This is a genomic window from Shewanella olleyana, from assembly GCF_023283825.1.
GTDB lineage: Bacteria > Pseudomonadota > Gammaproteobacteria > Enterobacterales > Shewanellaceae > Shewanella > Shewanella olleyana.
Window position 1 is genome coordinate 1 of sequence record NZ_JAKILD010000015.1, and the last position, 16,854, is coordinate 16,854.

11 protein-coding genes and 4 tRNA genes are annotated in these 16,854 nt (G+C 42.8%); 3 read left to right on the forward strand and 12 right to left on the reverse strand.

The annotated features are described in order from the left end of the window. On the forward strand, positions 1-545 hold a 545-nt coding region (locus L2735_RS11810), incomplete at its 5' end, for an IS630 family transposase (protein WP_248984908.1). Between the two features lie 76 nt (positions 546-621). Here L2735_RS11810 and L2735_RS11815 read toward each other — a convergent pair. From L2735_RS11815 to L2735_RS11830, 4 genes are all read right to left on the reverse strand, one after another. Continuing rightward, a tRNA-Pro gene (locus L2735_RS11815) sits at positions 622-698 on the reverse strand. Positions 699-860: 162 nt separating this feature from the next. Then, positions 861-937 (reverse strand) — tRNA-Pro (locus tag L2735_RS11820). A gap of 30 nt (positions 938-967) precedes the next feature. Continuing rightward, positions 968-1,043 (reverse strand) — tRNA-His (locus tag L2735_RS11825). Positions 1,044-1,079: 36 nt separating this feature from the next. Then, a tRNA-Arg gene (locus tag L2735_RS11830) sits at positions 1,080-1,156 on the reverse strand. A gap of 207 nt (positions 1,157-1,363) precedes the next feature. Between L2735_RS11830 and L2735_RS11835 the strand changes: the two genes are divergently transcribed. After that, positions 1,364-4,015: a sensor domain-containing phosphodiesterase gene (locus tag L2735_RS11835; protein ID WP_248984909.1), complete on the forward strand. Its 2,652-nt coding sequence runs from the start codon at positions 1,364-1,366 to the stop codon at positions 4,013-4,015. A 19-nt stretch (positions 4,016-4,034) separates the two neighbouring features. On the opposite strand, the gene rep is transcribed toward L2735_RS11835, so the two are convergent. Then, positions 4,035-6,047: a DNA helicase Rep gene (gene rep / locus L2735_RS11840; protein WP_248984910.1), complete on the reverse strand. Its 2,013-nt coding sequence runs from the start codon at positions 6,045-6,047 to the stop codon at positions 4,035-4,037. Between the two features lie 253 nt (positions 6,048-6,300). Here rep and ubiK point away from each other — a divergent pair, with 253 nt between their 5' ends. Beyond that, positions 6,301-6,564, forward strand: a complete 264-nt coding sequence (gene ubiK, locus L2735_RS11845) for a ubiquinone biosynthesis accessory factor UbiK (RefSeq protein ID WP_153916339.1) — start codon at positions 6,301-6,303, stop codon at positions 6,562-6,564. Positions 6,565-6,654: 90 nt separating this feature from the next. On the opposite strand, the gene L2735_RS11850 is transcribed toward ubiK, so the two are convergent. The 7 genes from L2735_RS11850 to ilvC form a co-directional block, all read right to left on the reverse strand. Beyond that, a complete protein-coding gene (locus L2735_RS11850) occupies positions 6,655-7,809 on the reverse strand; it encodes a pyridoxal-phosphate-dependent aminotransferase family protein (RefSeq protein ID WP_248984911.1) in 1,155 nt (384 codons plus the stop codon). Between the two features lie 279 nt (positions 7,810-8,088). After that, positions 8,089-9,627: a threonine ammonia-lyase, biosynthetic gene (gene ilvA, locus L2735_RS11855; protein ID WP_248984912.1), complete on the reverse strand. Its 1,539-nt coding sequence runs from the start codon at positions 9,625-9,627 to the stop codon at positions 8,089-8,091. Positions 9,628-9,693: 66 nt separating this feature from the next. Next, complete coding sequence (gene ilvD, locus L2735_RS11860; RefSeq protein WP_248984913.1) at positions 9,694-11,553, reverse strand: dihydroxy-acid dehydratase; 1,860 nt, start codon at positions 11,551-11,553, stop codon at positions 9,694-9,696. Positions 11,554-11,670: 117 nt separating this feature from the next. Next, on the reverse strand, positions 11,671-12,606 hold the full coding sequence (locus L2735_RS11865; protein ID WP_248984914.1) for a branched-chain amino acid transaminase: 936 nt from the start codon (positions 12,604-12,606) through the stop codon (positions 11,671-11,673). A gap of 30 nt (positions 12,607-12,636) precedes the next feature. Beyond that, on the reverse strand, positions 12,637-12,912 hold the full coding sequence (gene ilvM, locus L2735_RS11870; protein ID WP_248984915.1) for an acetolactate synthase 2 small subunit: 276 nt from the start codon (positions 12,910-12,912) through the stop codon (positions 12,637-12,639). Next, entirely contained in the window at positions 12,909-14,597 is a 1,689-nt protein-coding gene (gene ilvG / locus L2735_RS11875) for an acetolactate synthase 2 catalytic subunit (protein ID WP_248984999.1), read from the reverse strand. The genes ilvM and ilvG overlap by 4 nt, the downstream gene beginning before the upstream one ends. A gap of 605 nt (positions 14,598-15,202) precedes the next feature. Beyond that, positions 15,203-16,684 carry a ketol-acid reductoisomerase gene (gene ilvC / locus L2735_RS11880; protein ID WP_248984916.1) on the reverse strand — a complete coding sequence of 494 codons (1,482 nt, stop codon included), beginning with the start codon at positions 16,682-16,684 and terminating at the stop codon, positions 15,203-15,205. Positions 16,685-16,854 lie beyond the last annotated feature (170 nt).

Sequence of the window (16,854 nt, forward strand, 5' to 3'; positions counted from 1 at the left end):
CAGTGTATATCCCTTTAGACACTGTCGATATTTGGTTTCAAGATGAAGCTCGATTTGGACAACAAAATACAACAACCAAACTTTGGGCTCCAAAAGGCTCTCGACCCAGAGCCGTAAAACAACAGCAATTTGAATATGCTTATTTGTTTGGTGCTGTCTGCCCCGCAACTGGGGCAACAGAAGCCTTGGTCACCCCTTTTGTTAATAGGGAAGCTATGTGGCAACACTTGAATCAAATTTCAGAAGCAACGCACTCAGATAGATATGCTCTTGTTATTATGGATGGCGCAGGGTGGCATACGGATGATATAGCCAAAGACTTTAATAATTTATCAGTCCTCAAATTGCCACCTTATTCTCCAGAGCTAAACCCAATAGAGCAAGTATGGCAATGGTTAAGACAGCACTGTTTGGCAAATCGGTGTTTTGAAGGCTATAACGATATTGTTGAGCAGTGTTGTAAAGCCTGGAATATATTTATTCAGTGCAAAGATAGGGTAAAAAGTTTATGTACACGAGACTGGGCTAATATGGGCAAAGTCTAATGCGGATTGGTATTAAATAGAAATGATAAATTTCAGACACAAAAAAGCCACTCATTGAGTGGCTTTTTTGTTTATGTGGTCGGTGATAGAGGATTCGAACCTCTGACCCTCTCGTCCCAAACGAGATGCGCTACCGGGCTGCGCTAATCACCGAAAATCTATTTTGATATATGAGTCTTAAGAGGAAAACCTCAGCTCCACTCTTAAAGAGTGAGTGAAACGTTATCAAACGACGTTATTCACTAAATGTAACTTTTTATACGGTAGGCCAATTTGATAGGATCAAAATAAATCACTAATTGGAATACTAAAATTTGGTCGGTGATAGAGGATTCGAACCTCTGACCCTCTCGTCCCAAACGAGATGCGCTACCGGGCTGCGCTAATCACCGAGATATTCTATAAATAGAATCTAGATTGAATGGGGTGACTGATGGGGCTCGAACCCACGACAACCGGAATCACAATCCGGGGCTCTACCAACTGAGCTACAATCACCACTGACTTTCAATCTTGCTAACAAACGTTACCGAATGGTGCGCCCAGAAGGATTCGAACCTTCGGCCTTACCCTCCGGAGGGGTACGCTCTATCCAGCTGAGCTATGGGCGCTCGCCTTGGTTAGCGACGCACATAATAGGGATAAATCACCTTCACGTCCACCTTTGTTTATAACTTTTTTGTTCGTTTGCTCAAGTTTTGATTAATTTGTGATATTTTTAAGCATTTTTGATTTTAAACTGTTGATAGTTCCATTTATCAGCAAACTTTCATATACTCAAAGATGGATATTTACCTCAAAGGGATTAAGGGAGCGTCATGGAAAAGGGAAAACTCCCTTCTAATAGTTCTAATAATATCGAGCACCTTCAAAGAAGGGTATCGAGACTTAGGCGATTAGCGACAAAATATAAGCGCGCTGAAATAATCCAGAATGCTTTATTAGAAATTTCCAACATAGCTACTCATGCGATTTCACTCGATGTCTTCTATAAAGGTGTTCACACACACCTACAAAGCCTGATCCACGCTGACAACTTTTTCATTGCCTCAATCGATAACCAAACCGGTAACATTACACTGCCCTTTTTTGCAGATGAAAAAGACACTCACCCATCAGAACTCTACCCAGATGAAGAAATATCCTCTTTACTTGAGCGCGGTATTACCGGTTACGTACTAAAAACAGGTGAGCCACTATTTTGTGACACCAAGCGATTTGAAGAACTTGTGGCATTAGGCGAAATTGATGACCTTGGTTCTCCATGCCTGCAATGGCTTGGCGTTCCGATTAAACATAATAATGCCGTCTCTGGCGTATTAGTGGTTCAAACCTACAGTGACGATATTAGTTACGGAGAATTAGAGCTCGAACTGATGGGCTTTATTTGCCACCATATTTCTGGGGTAATGGAAAGGCTTCGTCACAATGAAGAGTTAGAAATCGCCATCGTTCAGCGCACCAAAGAGTTAAGCCAAGCCTACGATAAGCTTAAGCTTGAAGTCGCTGAGCGAGTAAAAGCCGAAGAATTGCAAAAATCATTATTCCAAATTGCCGATTTATCAGCTTCCGATGTTAGCGAAGCTGATTTTTATCCTAAGATTCATCAGGTCATCAGCCAGTTGCTGCCTGCCGAGAACTGTTTTATTTCATTAGTGCATAAAGCGTCGAACACATTATCATTTCCATTTTACGTATCACAAATGGGTGGTGAGCGCCCCAAGCCACGTTCAATGCAAGATGGCTTAACAGAGTTTATTCTCAAACATCAACAACCTATACTACTAAGCCAACAAGACATTCAGGATATGGTTAAAGCCGGTGAAATTTATGGCACCAACCCAACCCTTAACCATACCCAAACCATGAAACAATGGATTGGCATTCCTTTATTTATTCACGGGGAAATTGCAGGCGGTTTAACGATATATAGCCTTACCGATCAAAATTCATATGAAGCTAAAGATTTAGAACTACTGACTTTTGTTTCACAACACATTGCTAACGCCATTGAACGTAAGTTCGCCGTTGAGGAATTAAGACGAAGTCACGAGTTACTGGAAGATAAAGTAGAAAAGCGCACCAAAGCAATCGCAGAAATGAATGACAATTTGCAACGTCAAATTATGCAGCGAAAAAAAATGGAAGCGCAGCTAGTTTATGATGCAAAACACGACAACCTGACAGGTTTACCGAATCGCAGCTTTTTTATGGAGCGATTATCGCAAGCGATAAAACATATTCGCCGTCACCCTAATGAGCAGTTTTCATTACTATTTATCGATTTGGATGGTTTTAAACAAATCAATGACACATTAGGCCATTTAGAAGGTGACCGATTTTTAATTGAAACCTCAACTCGGCTTAAGCTGTGTATTCGAGAAAACGATACCTTAGCCCGCTTAGGTGGTGATGAGTTTGTCATTTTATTAGACTCAATACACCAACACAAAGATGCAGAAGATGTTTGTGAGCGCATATTACAAACGATTTCAGAACCCTACACGTTAGCTCAGCAGCAAGTTATTTCAGGTGCCAGTATTGGTGTCGCATTCAGTTGTGCGAACTCTTCTGACAATAGTGAGTCTATTTTAAGAAATGCCGATACTGCTATGTATCAAGCCAAATCAAAAGGCAAAGGCTGCTACGTTATTTTTGATAGACAAACTGAATACCACTTTAATCAACGGATTGAATTAGAACAGGACTTTTTAAATGCTTTAGAGCTAGGCGACATAGTGGTTGAGTTAACCCCTGTCGTCTCTTTTAATGATACAGATATTTTAGCTTACGAACCCACCAGTTATTGGCAGCATCCTTCTCAAGGCCTCATAGATAATGAGCAGTTAACCTCACTCGCTCACCAAACTCAAACTATGACGATGTTAGATGATTATATTTTCAAATATATCGATCAACATTATCAGGCTCTCGCCAACGGGATGGGAGAAAATATTCAAATTCATATCCCACTTTCAAGCCAGCATATAAAACACAAATATGGTCTACGTAGCTTAAGAAACACCATTAAGCGCAGCAAAATGTGTGCTTCAAAGTTATGGGTATTTTTTCATGAAAAATCGTTTGTTAAAGACAGCACCCATCATATTAGTGCATTTGAATCACTCTCAGAACTGGGAATTAACATTGGTATAAATGGCTTTGGAACAGGATATAGCTCGCTAAGCAGTTTAAGCTTTTTACCGATAAAAGCCCTGAAGCTAGACGCCGATGTCAGTCAGCACTTACTCAATGAAAAACAGCTACAACTAGCAAAAGCCTATCAGCTGATTGCAACGACACTAGGGTTTGAAATTTACGCAGAAGGTGTGAATACTCTCGAGCAAAAGAAAACGCTAGCATCGCTAGGCTATTATCAAGGACAAGGGCAAGCATTTTCACTGGCGAACCTCGTCTTAACCCAGCATGTCGAACAAATCGACATGCATGAGTTAAAGCTAACGAGCTAAATTGTATTAATAATGGACATTACTTCTTAAACATATCGCGGATATTAGCGATGTTAGCCTTCGCTGACTGAACTTTTTCTTGTTCTGTTTGTTTAGGCTTACGGTTTTCCCAAATCAAATCATCTTGTGGTAATTCCATCAAGAAACGACTTGGCTCACAGCGCATGGTTTCGCCAAACTGACGTCGCTCACGACACATAGTAAACCACAACTCTTTTTGCGCACGAGTAATGCCTACATATGCAAGCCTGCGTTCTTCATCGACGTTGTCTTCATCAATGCTCGACTGATGGGGTAATATACGTTCCTCAGTCCCCACCATAAACACGTAAGGGTACTCTAAGCCTTTTGATGCATGTAGGGTCATCAGTTGCACCTGATCGCCACCTTCATCTTCTTGGTTACGCTCCATCATGTCACGGAGCGTTAAACGGGTAACGACCTCTGGCAGCGTCATAGGCTCATCTAGCTCATCACCCTCAAGCATTTCCGTCACCCAGCGATATAACTCTGAAATATTCTTCATTCGCATCTCAGCAGCTTTCGCGCTGGTGCTGGTTTCATAAAGGTAATCTTCGTAATTAATTTTACGAATAAGCTGCTTAATCGCATCTACAGGTTCACCGCGTGTCGCAATCTCACCAGTATCGACAATAAACTTGCCAAACTGATACAAAGACGCCATCGCAGCGGGTGCTAAATGATGATTAAGCTCTGCTTGGAATATCGCTTCAAACATCGAGATATGCTTTTGATTAGCATAATTGCCTAACCGCTCTAACGTCGCAGGGCCAATGCCACGCTTAGGCAAGTTCACCACACGTAAAAAGGCATTATCATCATCAGGATTAACCACTAAGCGCAAGTAGGCCATGATGTCTTTGATTTCAGCTCGAGCGAAGAAAGAGGTTCCACCAGACAACTTATAAGGAATTCGGTTGGTCATCAAAGCACGTTCTAATAGCCTTGATTGATGGTTACCTCGATACAAGATGGCATAATCACCAAATTTGGTTTTACCGACAAACTTATGTCTGACGATTTCAGCTACGACTCTTTCAGCTTCTTGCTCTTCATTGGCAGCAAAAAGTACTCTCAATGGCTCGCCATAAGCCAACTCGCTAAATAGCCTTTTATCGTAAACATGGGGGTTGTTAGCAATCAAAATATTGGCTGCGCGAAGAATACGTTGGCTAGAACGATAATTCTGCTCTAATTTGATGAGTTTTAATTTAGGAAAGTCTTTACCCAGTAAGACTAAGTTTTGTGGTTTTGCGCCACGCCATGAATAAATTGATTGGTCATCATCACCTACCACCGTAAATCGAGCACGGTCACCAACCAAGAGTTTCACTAACTCATATTGGCTGGTATTGGTATCTTGATATTCATCCACCAACAAGTATTGAAAGCGAGTCTGCCAGCGCGTTCTTACCTCTTCGTTATTACGAAGTAGTAGAGTGGGCAATAAAATCAGATCATCAAAGTCTAGCGCATTATAGGCTTTCATATGCTGTGCGTAGCGCTGATATAATTTGGCAAACAACTGAGTTTGCTCGTCGCCTCCACGCTTTAACGCTTGATCAGGAATGACCAAATCACCTTTCCAATTCGATATCGCACTGGCAAGGGCTTTAATTAAATCTTTATCTTCTTCAAGCTCATCTTCTGTCAGCTCTTTTAACAGCGCAAAAGTGTCTTGATCGTCAAACAGTGAAAAGCCGGCTTTTAAGCCAACCACTTTATGCTCGCGTTTGATAATTTCTAAGCCAAGAGTATGGAAAGTCGAGATCCATAAACCGCGGGCTTCTTTGCGGCCCATAGACTGCGAAACACGCTCTTTCATTTCACGCGCTGCTTTATTGGTAAAGGTTACCGCGGCAATATTGCGCGCCTTATAACCACACTTTTCAACCAAGTATGCAATTTTGTTAATAATTACCCGAGTTTTACCACTGCCTGCCCCTGCTAATACTAAACAAGGTCCAGAAACATAGTGAACTGCATCATTTTGCCCAGGATTTAACTTCATGCTGCGACTTTACCAATATCGAAAATAAACGGATCGCGATCATACCAGAAAGCAGCGATCGACAATGATTAAATTCAAGCTAATCTAGTTTCGATCGAAAGTGGCATTCTTATCGTATTCATATATCAGCTCCTACTTACAAGGATATCAACGTTAGCAACTGCACACACCTAGATGATAATTTTGGACATGTTAGTTTGCTCAGGTACAATTAACTCATATATTAGACACCTAATTGAATATGGAATTGACGATGATTAATCCAAAGAAACTTGAAGAAGTTGCTAAGCAACTGAGCGAAAACCTACCAAGTGGCGTTAAGCAATTTGCAGGTGAATTTGAAGAGCGTTCAAAGCAAGTACTGCAAAGCCAATTAATGAAATTAGATGTGGTTTCTCGCGAAGAATTTGAAGTACAGCAACACGTGTTATTAAAAACTCGTGAAAAACTTGAAGCATTACAAGCTCAAGTCGATGAACTAGAAAAGAAGTTTTCATCTGAAGATTGCTGTAAATAGTTAATCATTCTGACAGCAAAAAATAAAACAAAAATGGCATCATAGGATGCCATTTTTTATTAAACAAATTCACAGAAATAGCGGCTAGTTCTAGTTAAGTACTTCATCTAAGGCGCGCAAACATAGAGCCACGTTTTCACGGCGAGCTGCATATCCCATCAAACCAATACGCCACGCTTTACCTGCCAATGCACCAAGACCTGCTCCAATTTCAAGGTTGTAGCTTTCCAGTAATTGCTTTCTGACTAGTGCATCATCTGCACCTTCAGGAATATAAACCGCATTCAGTTGTGGTAAACGACATGATTCATCAACCACAAAGTTCAAACCGAGCTGTTCAAGCCCGCTGCGAAGCAGCTGATGCATATCAGCATGACGCTGCCATGCATTTTCTAATCCTTCATTTGCCAGTATTCTTAAAGACTCGTGCAATGCATACAAGGCATTCACTGGCGCAGTATGATGGTAACTACGCTTAGCACCGCTATCTTTACTGCCCCAATAGCCCATCACTAAGGTTTGATCTAAAAACCAACTTTGAACAGGTGTCGTGCGTGATTTGATCTTCTCAACGGCTTTGGCTGAAAATGACACTGGTGATATACCAGGCACACATGACAAACATTTTTGACTGCCTGAGTAAATTGCATCAATCCCCCACTCGTCAACGCGCAGCTCTACACCACCCAGTGACGTGACAGCATCAACAATAGATAAACAGTCGTGCTGCTGAGCTAAGGCGCATAAACGTTTAGCATCAGATAAAGCACCTGTTGAGGTTTCAGCATGTACAAAGGCTAAGAATTTGGCATCAGGGTTAGCGTTTAAAGCAGCTTCAACCGCCTCAACAGAAACGGGCTCGCCCCACTCATTGTCAACCACTACAGCGGTAGCACCAACGCGCTCGACATTTTGACGCATACGTTCGCCAAATACGCCATTACGACACACGATAACTTTTTCACCCGCTTCAACCAAATTAACAAAACAAGTTTCCATACCCGCGCTTCCGGGAGCAGACACGGCTAAGGTCATTTCATTTTCAGTTTGAAACGCATATTGAATTAGGGATTTTAGCTCATCCATCATGGCGACAAATAATGGATCTAAATGACCGATGGTCGGTTTAGCTTGTGCAGCAAGTACTTCTGGATAAACATCAGAAGGACCAGGTCCCATTAGCGTTCGGCGTGGTGGGTTAAAAGCAGTAATACTTGGTGCTGAAATTGTTGGTACAGATAACATCAAAGTCTCCTTGGCTCGAGGTCAGTGTGTAATAGCTCAATGAAACCTACATTTTTAATTTTATTTATCGCCACCGAATATTATTTCGTTTGTGGCTATCTCACCTCTGTGGGCTGAAATGACAATAACACACAGACAAGCTAAAAGGCGCTATCTGTATGAAATTTATTAGCTAAAACCTCAATTTTTTATAAGGTAATGCCGTGTAACGCTGAAACAAAAATAGCTTCCTTAGGAAGCTATTTGCTATCACGTTTGATTAGTTTACCGCACGATTAACTATTTCGAACCCGAGCTCAAAAACAACTGATAAGCCGGGCTTTGAGTTTCTTCTTGATATACAAAACCTAAATCCGTTAAGAACTGCCCAAAAGCCGCTTCATCAGTCGCTGGCACTTCAAAACCTGCCAGCACCCTGCCAAAAGCTGCGCCATGGTTTCGGTAATGAAACAAACTAATATTCCACTGACTTTGCAAAGTCGTTAAAAACTTAAGCAGCGCACCTGGATGCTCAGGAAACTCAAAGCTATAAAGACGTTCATCTAATGGCTCAGGCGGCCTACCACCGACCATATAACGCACATGCAGTTTTGCTGTTTCATCTTCGGATAAATCTTGTACTTGAAAATCTTCAGCTTCCAAATTAGCAATAATTTCATCTAACTCAGCTTGGCCTTGGCTAATGCGAATGCCCGCAAATACCACTGCGCTATCACGGCTGCTAAAACGGTAGTTAAATTCTGTCATGGCGCGCTTATTTAAGAGCTGGCAAAAACGTAAAAAGCTACCTGGTTTTTCAGGCACTTTAACCGCTAATACCGCTTCTTTTTGCTCGCCTAATTCACAGCGCTCTGACACATAACGTAGGCTATGAAAGTTGACATTAGCGCCACTTAAAATAGCTGCCACTCTCTCACCTTTACCCGCTTCTTTTGGATGCTGTTGAATGTACTTTTTAAGTCCAGCCACTGACAAGGCACCTGCAGGTTCTGAAATCGCTCGCGTATCTTCAAAAATATCTTTTACCGCAGCGCAAATCTCATCGGAAGTCACCGTGACGACTTCATCAACGTAATCTTTTGCTACACGAAATGGCTCCTCACCAATACACTTCACTGCAACTCCATCTGCAAATAAGCCCACTTGCGATAATGTCACTGGCTCGCCAGCTTCCATTGCCGCTTTTAAGCAAGCCGCATCTTCGGGTTCGACTCCAACAATCTTCACTTGTGGCATCACAGCTTTGTAATAAGCGGCTATTCCAGCAATCAACCCACCGCCGCCAACAGGCACAAACACAGTGTCGATATCGCGTTGTTGCTGCAGCATTTCTTGAGCAATCGTCCCTTGACCCGCAATGACCGCTTCGTCATCAAAAGGAGCGATGTAAGTACGATTGTCCGTTTTAGCTAACTGCTTTGCATGTTCGTTCGCTTGATCGAAAGCTTCGCCGAACAACACCACATTGCCACCAAGACGTTTAACCGCATCGATTTTAATTTCCGGTGTGGTACCAGGCATTACAATAACAGCATCAATTCCACGACTAGCAGCTGACATCGCCACACCTTGGGCATGGTTACCCGCAGATGCGCACACGACACCGTCTTTACATTGCTGTGGTGTCAGCTGCGCCATGCGGTTATAGGCACCGCGTAATTTAAACGAATGCACCGGCTGCATGTCTTCACGCTTTAAATAAACCTGACAGCCTAAACGGGCAGACAGTTTATTTAAGCTCGACAACGGGGTTACTTTTGCCACGTCGTACACTGATGACAGCAGGGTTTTCTGTAAATACTCTTGTGCTATCGACATATGCTAAATTCCATCAGTATCTTTACTTCTTAAATGCTTATCGTCATTTATAAATTGAAAATAAACTTAACCTTCTAACTTACTGCGATCGCGAATTGCGCCTTTATCGGCACTTGTCGCAAGCAAAGCGTATGCTTTTAGCGCTAACGAAACATAACGTTCACGAGCCACTGGTTTCCAAGCTTGTAACCCTTTGGCTTCCATTGCTGCTTTACGCGCTTCAAGTTCTTCATCAGAAATGGCTAACTTGATGCTACGAGAAGGAATATCAATTTCAATTTGATCGCCATTTTCAACTAAAGCAATGGTGCCACCAGCTGCCGCTTCAGGAGAAATATGACCGATAGATAACCCAGATGTACCACCAGAGAAACGTCCATCTGTAATGAGCGCACAGGCTTTACCTAAGCCGCGAGATTTAAGGTAAGTGGTTGGATACAACATCTCTTGCATCCCTGGGCCGCCTTTAGGGCCTTCATAACGAATAACCACCACATCACCAGCAACGACTTCGCCACCTAAAATACCGTCAACGGCATCATCTTGGCTTTCGTATATACGGGCACTACCCGTAAAGGTTAGGTTTTCTTCATCAACACCGGCGGTTTTCACGATACAACCATTGGTAGCCACATTGCCCGATAACACAGCTAAACCGCCTTCTTGGCTAAAGGCATTTTCGCGAGTACGAATACAGCCTTCTTGGCGATCATCATCGACACTGTCCCAGTAGCAATCTTGGCTAAAGGCTGTTTGGGTAGGAATACCTGCTGGCCCCGCACTATAAAAACGACGTACGCTTTCATCTTGGGTTTGTGCGATATCGTATTTAGCGAGAACCGACTTTAAATTACCGCCATTGTCTGCTGCCACATGTGGCACATCAGTATGCAACAACCCAGCTCTATCAAGCTCACCTAAAATCCCCATCACGCCACCAGCACGATGCACGTCTTCCATATGGTATTTAGGTGTAGAAGGTGCCACTTTACATAAATGCGGCACTAGGCGTGACATTCTATCGATGTCATCCATAGTGAAGTCGACTTCACCTTCTTGAGCTGCGGCAATTAAATGTAAAACCGTATTTGATGAACCGCCCATAGCGATATCAAGTGCCATGGCGTTTTCGAATGACTTAAATGAAGCAACATTACGTGGAAGTACACTGTCATCATCATCACGATAATAACGGGTAGTGATATCCATAATGCGGCGACCGGCTTCTAAAAACAGGTTACGACGTGCAGCATGGGTTGCGAGTAACGAGCCATTACCAGGCAGTGATAAACCTAATGCTTCTGTTAAACAGTTCATCGAGTTCGCGGTGAACATGCCTGAACACGAACCACATGTTGGACATGCACTGCGTTCAATTTGCTTACTGTCTTCATCACTGACATTGGTATCAGCACCAGCCACCATCGCATCGACTAAATCAAGTTTAATGATCTTATCTGAAAGCTTAGTTTTACCCGCTTCCATTGGCCCGCCAGAAACAAATATCACTGGGATATTAAGGCGCAGCGCCGCCATCAACATGCCCGGCGTAATTTTGTCACAGTTAGAGATACACACTAATGCATCAGCACAATGGGCATTGACCATGTACTCAACACTGTCCGCAATCAGTTCACGTGATGGTAAGCTGTAAAGCATACCGCCATGACCCATTGCGATACCATCGTCCACTGCGATGGTGTTGAATTCTTTCGCGATACCGCCTGCTTCTTCAATAGCGCCTGCCACTAATTGGCCCATGTCTTTTAAATGCACATGGCCTGGAACAAACTGAGTAAACGAGTTTGAAACCGCGATAATTGGCTTACCAAAATCCTTTTCTTTTACACCAGTTGCACGCCATAGAGCACGGGCACCCGCCATATTGCGACCTTCAGTACTGGTTGCTGAGCGTAATTTAGGCATTGTCTTTTCCTTCCTTAATCATTCCATTCATCAGTAATGGAATAGGCAAATAGGGTTAATTTATTTGAGTCATTTCTTCCGACTCACAAAAATTTTGATTATTATTTTCAGCCAGTTTTAACCTGACTTTTTTAGCGGCTCTAGCCAGCCCCATTTATCTTCGGTTTCACCGTTAAACAGGCCAAAAAAGCTGCTTTGAACTTGTTTAGTCACTGGGCCACGCTTACCTGCGCCAACCTCGATGCGATCGACGCTTCTTACAGGCACAATTTCAGCAGCGGTGCCTGTCATAAAGATTTCATCTGCAACATATAAAAATTCGCGCGCCATGGCTTCTTCTATTACTTCGTAGCCTAGGTCTTTCGCAAGTACCATGATGGTATCGCGAGTGATCCCCTTTAAAATTGCGGCCGTAGCTGGCGGGGTATAAATCTTATTGTTTTTCACCACAAATAAGTTGGCGCCAGCGCCTTCACTCACTAAGCCATTAGTATCCAGTGCAATACCTTCATCAAAACCATTGCGCTTTGCTTCTGTGGATATTTGTAATGAAGATAAGTAATTACCACCTGCTTTGGCGCCTGTTGGAATGGTGTTTGGAGCAAGACGTTGCCAAGAGGTTACAGCCACATCAACACCAGCATCCATACTGTCTTCACCAAGGTACGCGCCCCAAGCAAAAGCAGCTACGACCATATCACATTGTGCGTCAATTGGCGGGGTGATCCCCATGCCAACATCCCCTAAAAATATTAACGGACGGATATAGGCGCTAGGTAAGTTGTTACTCATCACTGAGTCATTACACGCTTGCATAACTTGCTCAAAACTATAAGGCACATTCATTCGGTAAATTTTGGCTGAATCAAATAAACGTTGTACATGATCGGTTAACCGGAAACCTGCAGGGCCAAGATGGGTATCGTAAATACGAATACCTTCAAATACTGAGGTGCCGTAATGCATCGCGTGTGTCATTACGTGTACTTTGGCGTTCTGCCAAGGCATGATTTCACCATTAAACCATATGAGTTCTGATTGTGTTGCAGCCATAGTCTTTCCCTCTTGAAATTGATGAATTTATTAAGCACTTGCCATGGCCGATATTTCGGCCTCTGCTTGCGCTGCAGAGCTTGTAATCACTTGGCAATCAAGCACATCAAATAATTTAGTTAATTGATGGGTTAATAGCTCAATCACTCGCTCACTTTGGACATCAAAATTCACTTTCAATGTACTGTCTTGACTTACGGTCATGGTTAACTCCGTGATAGTAAAACCACGATGACGGGTGACGCGTAATACCCGCTCTAGCACTTCAGGTTGCTGCTTTAGGGTTAATTCAACTGAATGCATCATGTTTGCTTCTCCATTTGATCCATCATGTCACTATTACACGCCCCTGGTGGGACTAACGGCCATACATTAAATGCATCATCGATGGCGACATGAAGCATAAAGGGACCAGGTGTTGATAACATTTCATCTAGCGCAGCTTCCACCTCTTCAGCGCGATGAATAGTGCGACCAGGAATATCAAACGCTGACGCCATTAAAACAAAGTCTGGGTTATCTGATAAATCGGTTTCACTGTATCTTTGCTCAAAAAACAATTGCTGCCACTGCTTTACCATGCCTAATTTTTGATTATCGATAAGCAAAATTTTAACGGGTAATTTGCGACGTTTGATGGTGGTAAGCTCTTGCACGTTCATCATGAATGAACCATCACCCGACACTGTCACGACAGTTGCGTCAGGACGCGCAACTTGAGCACCAATTGCCGCAGGTAAACCAAAGCCCATAGTGCCTAAGCCCGCACTCGATAAGTGATCTTCAGGGCGACGGAACCACATATGTTGCGCCACCCACATTTGGTGCTGGCCAACATCACAGCTGACAACACTGTCTTCAGGCAATTTGTTGGCTAATCGACGTAACATCGCAGGGGCATAAATCAGATCCCCAGGGTGTTGGTAGTCCCATTGATGCTCACGATATAACTCTTCTACTTCCAGTTGCCACTGCCCTAATTCAAGTGATTTAGACTCAAGTGAAGCTGACAAGGCTGGTAACACTTGACGTAGATCCGCTGAAATCGCAACGTCGGCTTGGCGTAATTTATTGATCTCAGCAATATCGATATCAAGGTGTAACACCTTGGCATTTCCTGCAAATGTCGCTAAACGCCCTGTCACCCGATCATCAAAACGTGCGCCAACAACAATCAATAAATCACAGGCTTGTACCGCCAAGTTTGCCGCTTTACCACCGTGCATGCCTAACATGCCCAAGTAGCCTTTAGTGCCGTGCTCAATAGCTCCTAAGCCTTTTAATGTGGCTACCGAAGGCATGCCGGTTTTATCAATAAACTGGCGTAAATGATCGACCGCGCCAGCCATACCTACACCACCACCCACATACAGGATTGGTTTTTTAGCTTGCTGTAATAATTCACCAGCAGCTTCAATCGCACTGACTTCTGGCTCTGGTTCTTCATTTACTGTAAGTAGCGGCGTTTTATATTCAAGTTCTGCAATTTGTATGTCTTTGGGAATATCGACTAATACTGGGCCTGGACGCCCTGACGCTGCAATTTCAAACGCTTTATAAAGCGTAGGAATTAACTCATTAATATCGGTCACCATGAAGCTGTGTTTGGTACACGACAACGACATACCTAATACATCTATCTCTTGGAATGCATCTGTGCCAATCACTGCTGTCGACACTTGGCCAGTAATAGCCACCACAGGAACTGAATCTAGCAGCGCATCAGACAATGACGTAATAAGGTTAGTTGCGCCTGGACCTGAAGTCGCAAAACATACTCCAGTTTTACCACTGGCTCTGGCATAACCAACAGCTGCAAATGCAGCGCCTTGCTCATGGCGACTTAAAAGATGCTCAACGGGATGACCATACAAAGCATCATATATCGGCATAATTGCACCGCCAGGGTAACCAAAAACAGTCGTGACCCCATGTGCGGCCAATACTTTGATTACTGCGTCTGCGCCTCGCATTTTCTGCCCTGTTTCCATAGTCATATTCTCGTCATTCGTCAGCAATTACTGGTTTTAAAAAAGTGTTCTGTGATAAATCATTATTGAAGCGTTAGATTAATTAGGCCTAGAAAACAAAAAACCCCCGGTCCTTTCGGAGCGGGGGTTTTTGCAAATTCTGACTATTAACTCAGTCTCGTTGCCAAACGCCACCCCCGCGGTGACTTAATAATCACGACGGTAATAATCACAATAATGAGTTGGGCAGCTTGGTTTAACATGTCTATCTGAGTCCTAAAAAATATTTGTTAAGTCTTCTGTCAAATCCGGCTCCTTGCCAGACTTGTTTATAATTTATTCTCTATAGGAATACCATAAAGTGATTTATAAACACAACAAAAAATCCTGTGTTGCAAAAAAATTCAGCTTCCCTGCCGAGACAATGCAAACAACAACAAAATCTAAAGCTATAATGAGAAAGATTAGTCCTGAGTATTAGCATGAGTATTAACACGTAATATTCTGGCTTACTTTTCCACCCTAAAATTCTATAGATTGTTTCTACTCTCCCATCTAGAAAAGTAGATTTGATGCCTGCTCGATAGCCTAGCTGAACAGGTACTTCACAACACAATCAACAAATATTAGCTAGCTTCAACAATACCTTTCATATCAGTCATGTAACCGCGTAATTCTGCTCCGATAAACTCAACATCCGTATGACGAATCGCTTCATTCACTTCAATTAAACGCTTGTTATCAACACTGTTTGAACCTTCTTTAAGGCCAGCACCCAATAACTCTGGTGACATAGCTTTAACGTAATCAGTGAGTAATGGCACTGCAGCGTGGTTGAATAAGTAACAACCGTATTCAGCAGTATCAGAAATTACGACGTTCATTTCATATAAACGCTTACGTGCAATGGTGTTGGCAATTAATGGCGTTTCATGTAAAGACTCATAGTACGCAGACTCTTCGATGATGCCCGCTGCAACCATAGTATCGAACGCAAGCTCAACACCTGCTTTGATCATGGCCACTAAGAAAATGCCTTTATCAAAGTAAGTTTGCTCATCAATATGTTCATCAGAAACTGGTGAGTTTTCAAAAGCAGTTTCGTTAGTTTCTGCTCTCCAACGAAGTAGATTTGCATCATCATTAGCCCAATCAGCCATCATAGTGCGAGAGAACTCACCACTGATAATGTCATCCATGTGCTTTTCAAATAGTGGCTTAAGAATCACTTTTAATTCTTCAGCAACTTCAAATGCTTTTACTTTTCCAGGGTTTGATAAACGGTCCATCATGTTAGTGATGCCGCCATGTTTAAGCGCCTCAGTAACCGTTTCCCAACCTTGTTGAATTAACTTACCTGCGTAACCTGGCTCAACACCGTCAGCGACCATTTTCTCGTAACCTAAGATGGCGCCAGTTTGCAACATGCCGCAAAGAATCGTTTGCTCGCCCATTAAGTCAGACTTAACTTCAGCCACAAAAGATGACAATAAAACACCTGCTCTGTCGCCACCTGTTGCACTTGCATAAGCTTTAGCAATGGCAAGACCGTCACCTTTAGGGTCGTTCTCAGGGTGAACAGCGATCAGAGTTGGTACACCAAAACCACGCTTATATTCTTCACGTACTTCGGTACCTGGACACTTTGGAGCAACCATCACAACTGTGATATCTGAGCGAACCTGCATGCCTTCTTCAACAATGTTAAAACCGTGAGAGTAAGACAAGGTAGACCCTTGCTTCATCAATGGCATAACAGCATTAACCACGTTTGAATGTTGCTTATCAGGAGTAAGGTTTAATACTAAATCTGCGTCAGGAATAAGTTCTTCAAACGTTCCTACTTTGAAACCATTGTCGGTAGCTTGCTTCCAAGAAGCGCGCTTTTCAGCAATAGCTTGAGGACGTAGTGCAAAAGAAATATTTAAACCTGAGTCACGCATATTCAGACCTTGGTTTAGGCCTTGTGCCCCACAACCTAAGATCACGATGTTCCAATCTTTAATAAAATTACAACCGTCACTAAACTCAGTACGGTCCATAAAGCGGCATTGTGCCAATTGAGCTAATTGTTGACGTAAATTCAGAGAGTTAAAATAGTTAGCCATCTGAGATACCACCTTTAATTCAGAAATTTGAGACACAACATTTTGGCAGTCTGATTGCTCAAAAGTTGTGATTGAAATCACTATAGCGCAAGCTAGTCATTGCTTAAAATGATATATTCGGGATGTTATGTTTCATTTTATGCAATAATAAGGGTTCGCTAAAATAGACT

What these genes read in the sequence shown, in the direction of transcription:
- L2735_RS11835 (WP_248984909.1), top strand. Translation starts at nt 1,364, where the DNA reads ATGGAAAAGGGAAAACTCCCTTCTAATAGTTCTAATAATATCGAGCAC.
- rep (WP_248984910.1), bottom strand. Translation starts at nt 6,047, where the DNA reads ATGAAGTTAAATCCTGGGCAAAATGATGCAGTTCACTATGTTTCTGGA.
- ubiK (WP_153916339.1), top strand. Translation starts at nt 6,301, where the DNA reads ATGATTAATCCAAAGAAACTTGAAGAAGTTGCTAAGCAACTGAGCGAA.
- L2735_RS11850 (WP_248984911.1), bottom strand. Translation starts at nt 7,809, where the DNA reads ATGTTATCTGTACCAACAATTTCAGCACCAAGTATTACTGCTTTTAAC.
- ilvA (WP_248984912.1), bottom strand. Translation starts at nt 9,627, where the DNA reads ATGTCGATAGCACAAGAGTATTTACAGAAAACCCTGCTGTCATCAGTG.
- ilvD (WP_248984913.1), bottom strand. Translation starts at nt 11,553, where the DNA reads ATGCCTAAATTACGCTCAGCAACCAGTACTGAAGGTCGCAATATGGCG.
- L2735_RS11865 (WP_248984914.1), bottom strand. Translation starts at nt 12,606, where the DNA reads ATGGCTGCAACACAATCAGAACTCATATGGTTTAATGGTGAAATCATG.
- ilvM (WP_248984915.1), bottom strand. Translation starts at nt 12,912, where the DNA reads ATGATGCATTCAGTTGAATTAACCCTAAAGCAGCAACCTGAAGTGCTA.
- ilvG (WP_248984999.1), bottom strand. Translation starts at nt 14,597, where the DNA reads ATGGAAACAGGGCAGAAAATGCGAGGCGCAGACGCAGTAATCAAAGTA.
- ilvC (WP_248984916.1), bottom strand. Translation starts at nt 16,684, where the DNA reads ATGGCTAACTATTTTAACTCTCTGAATTTACGTCAACAATTAGCTCAA.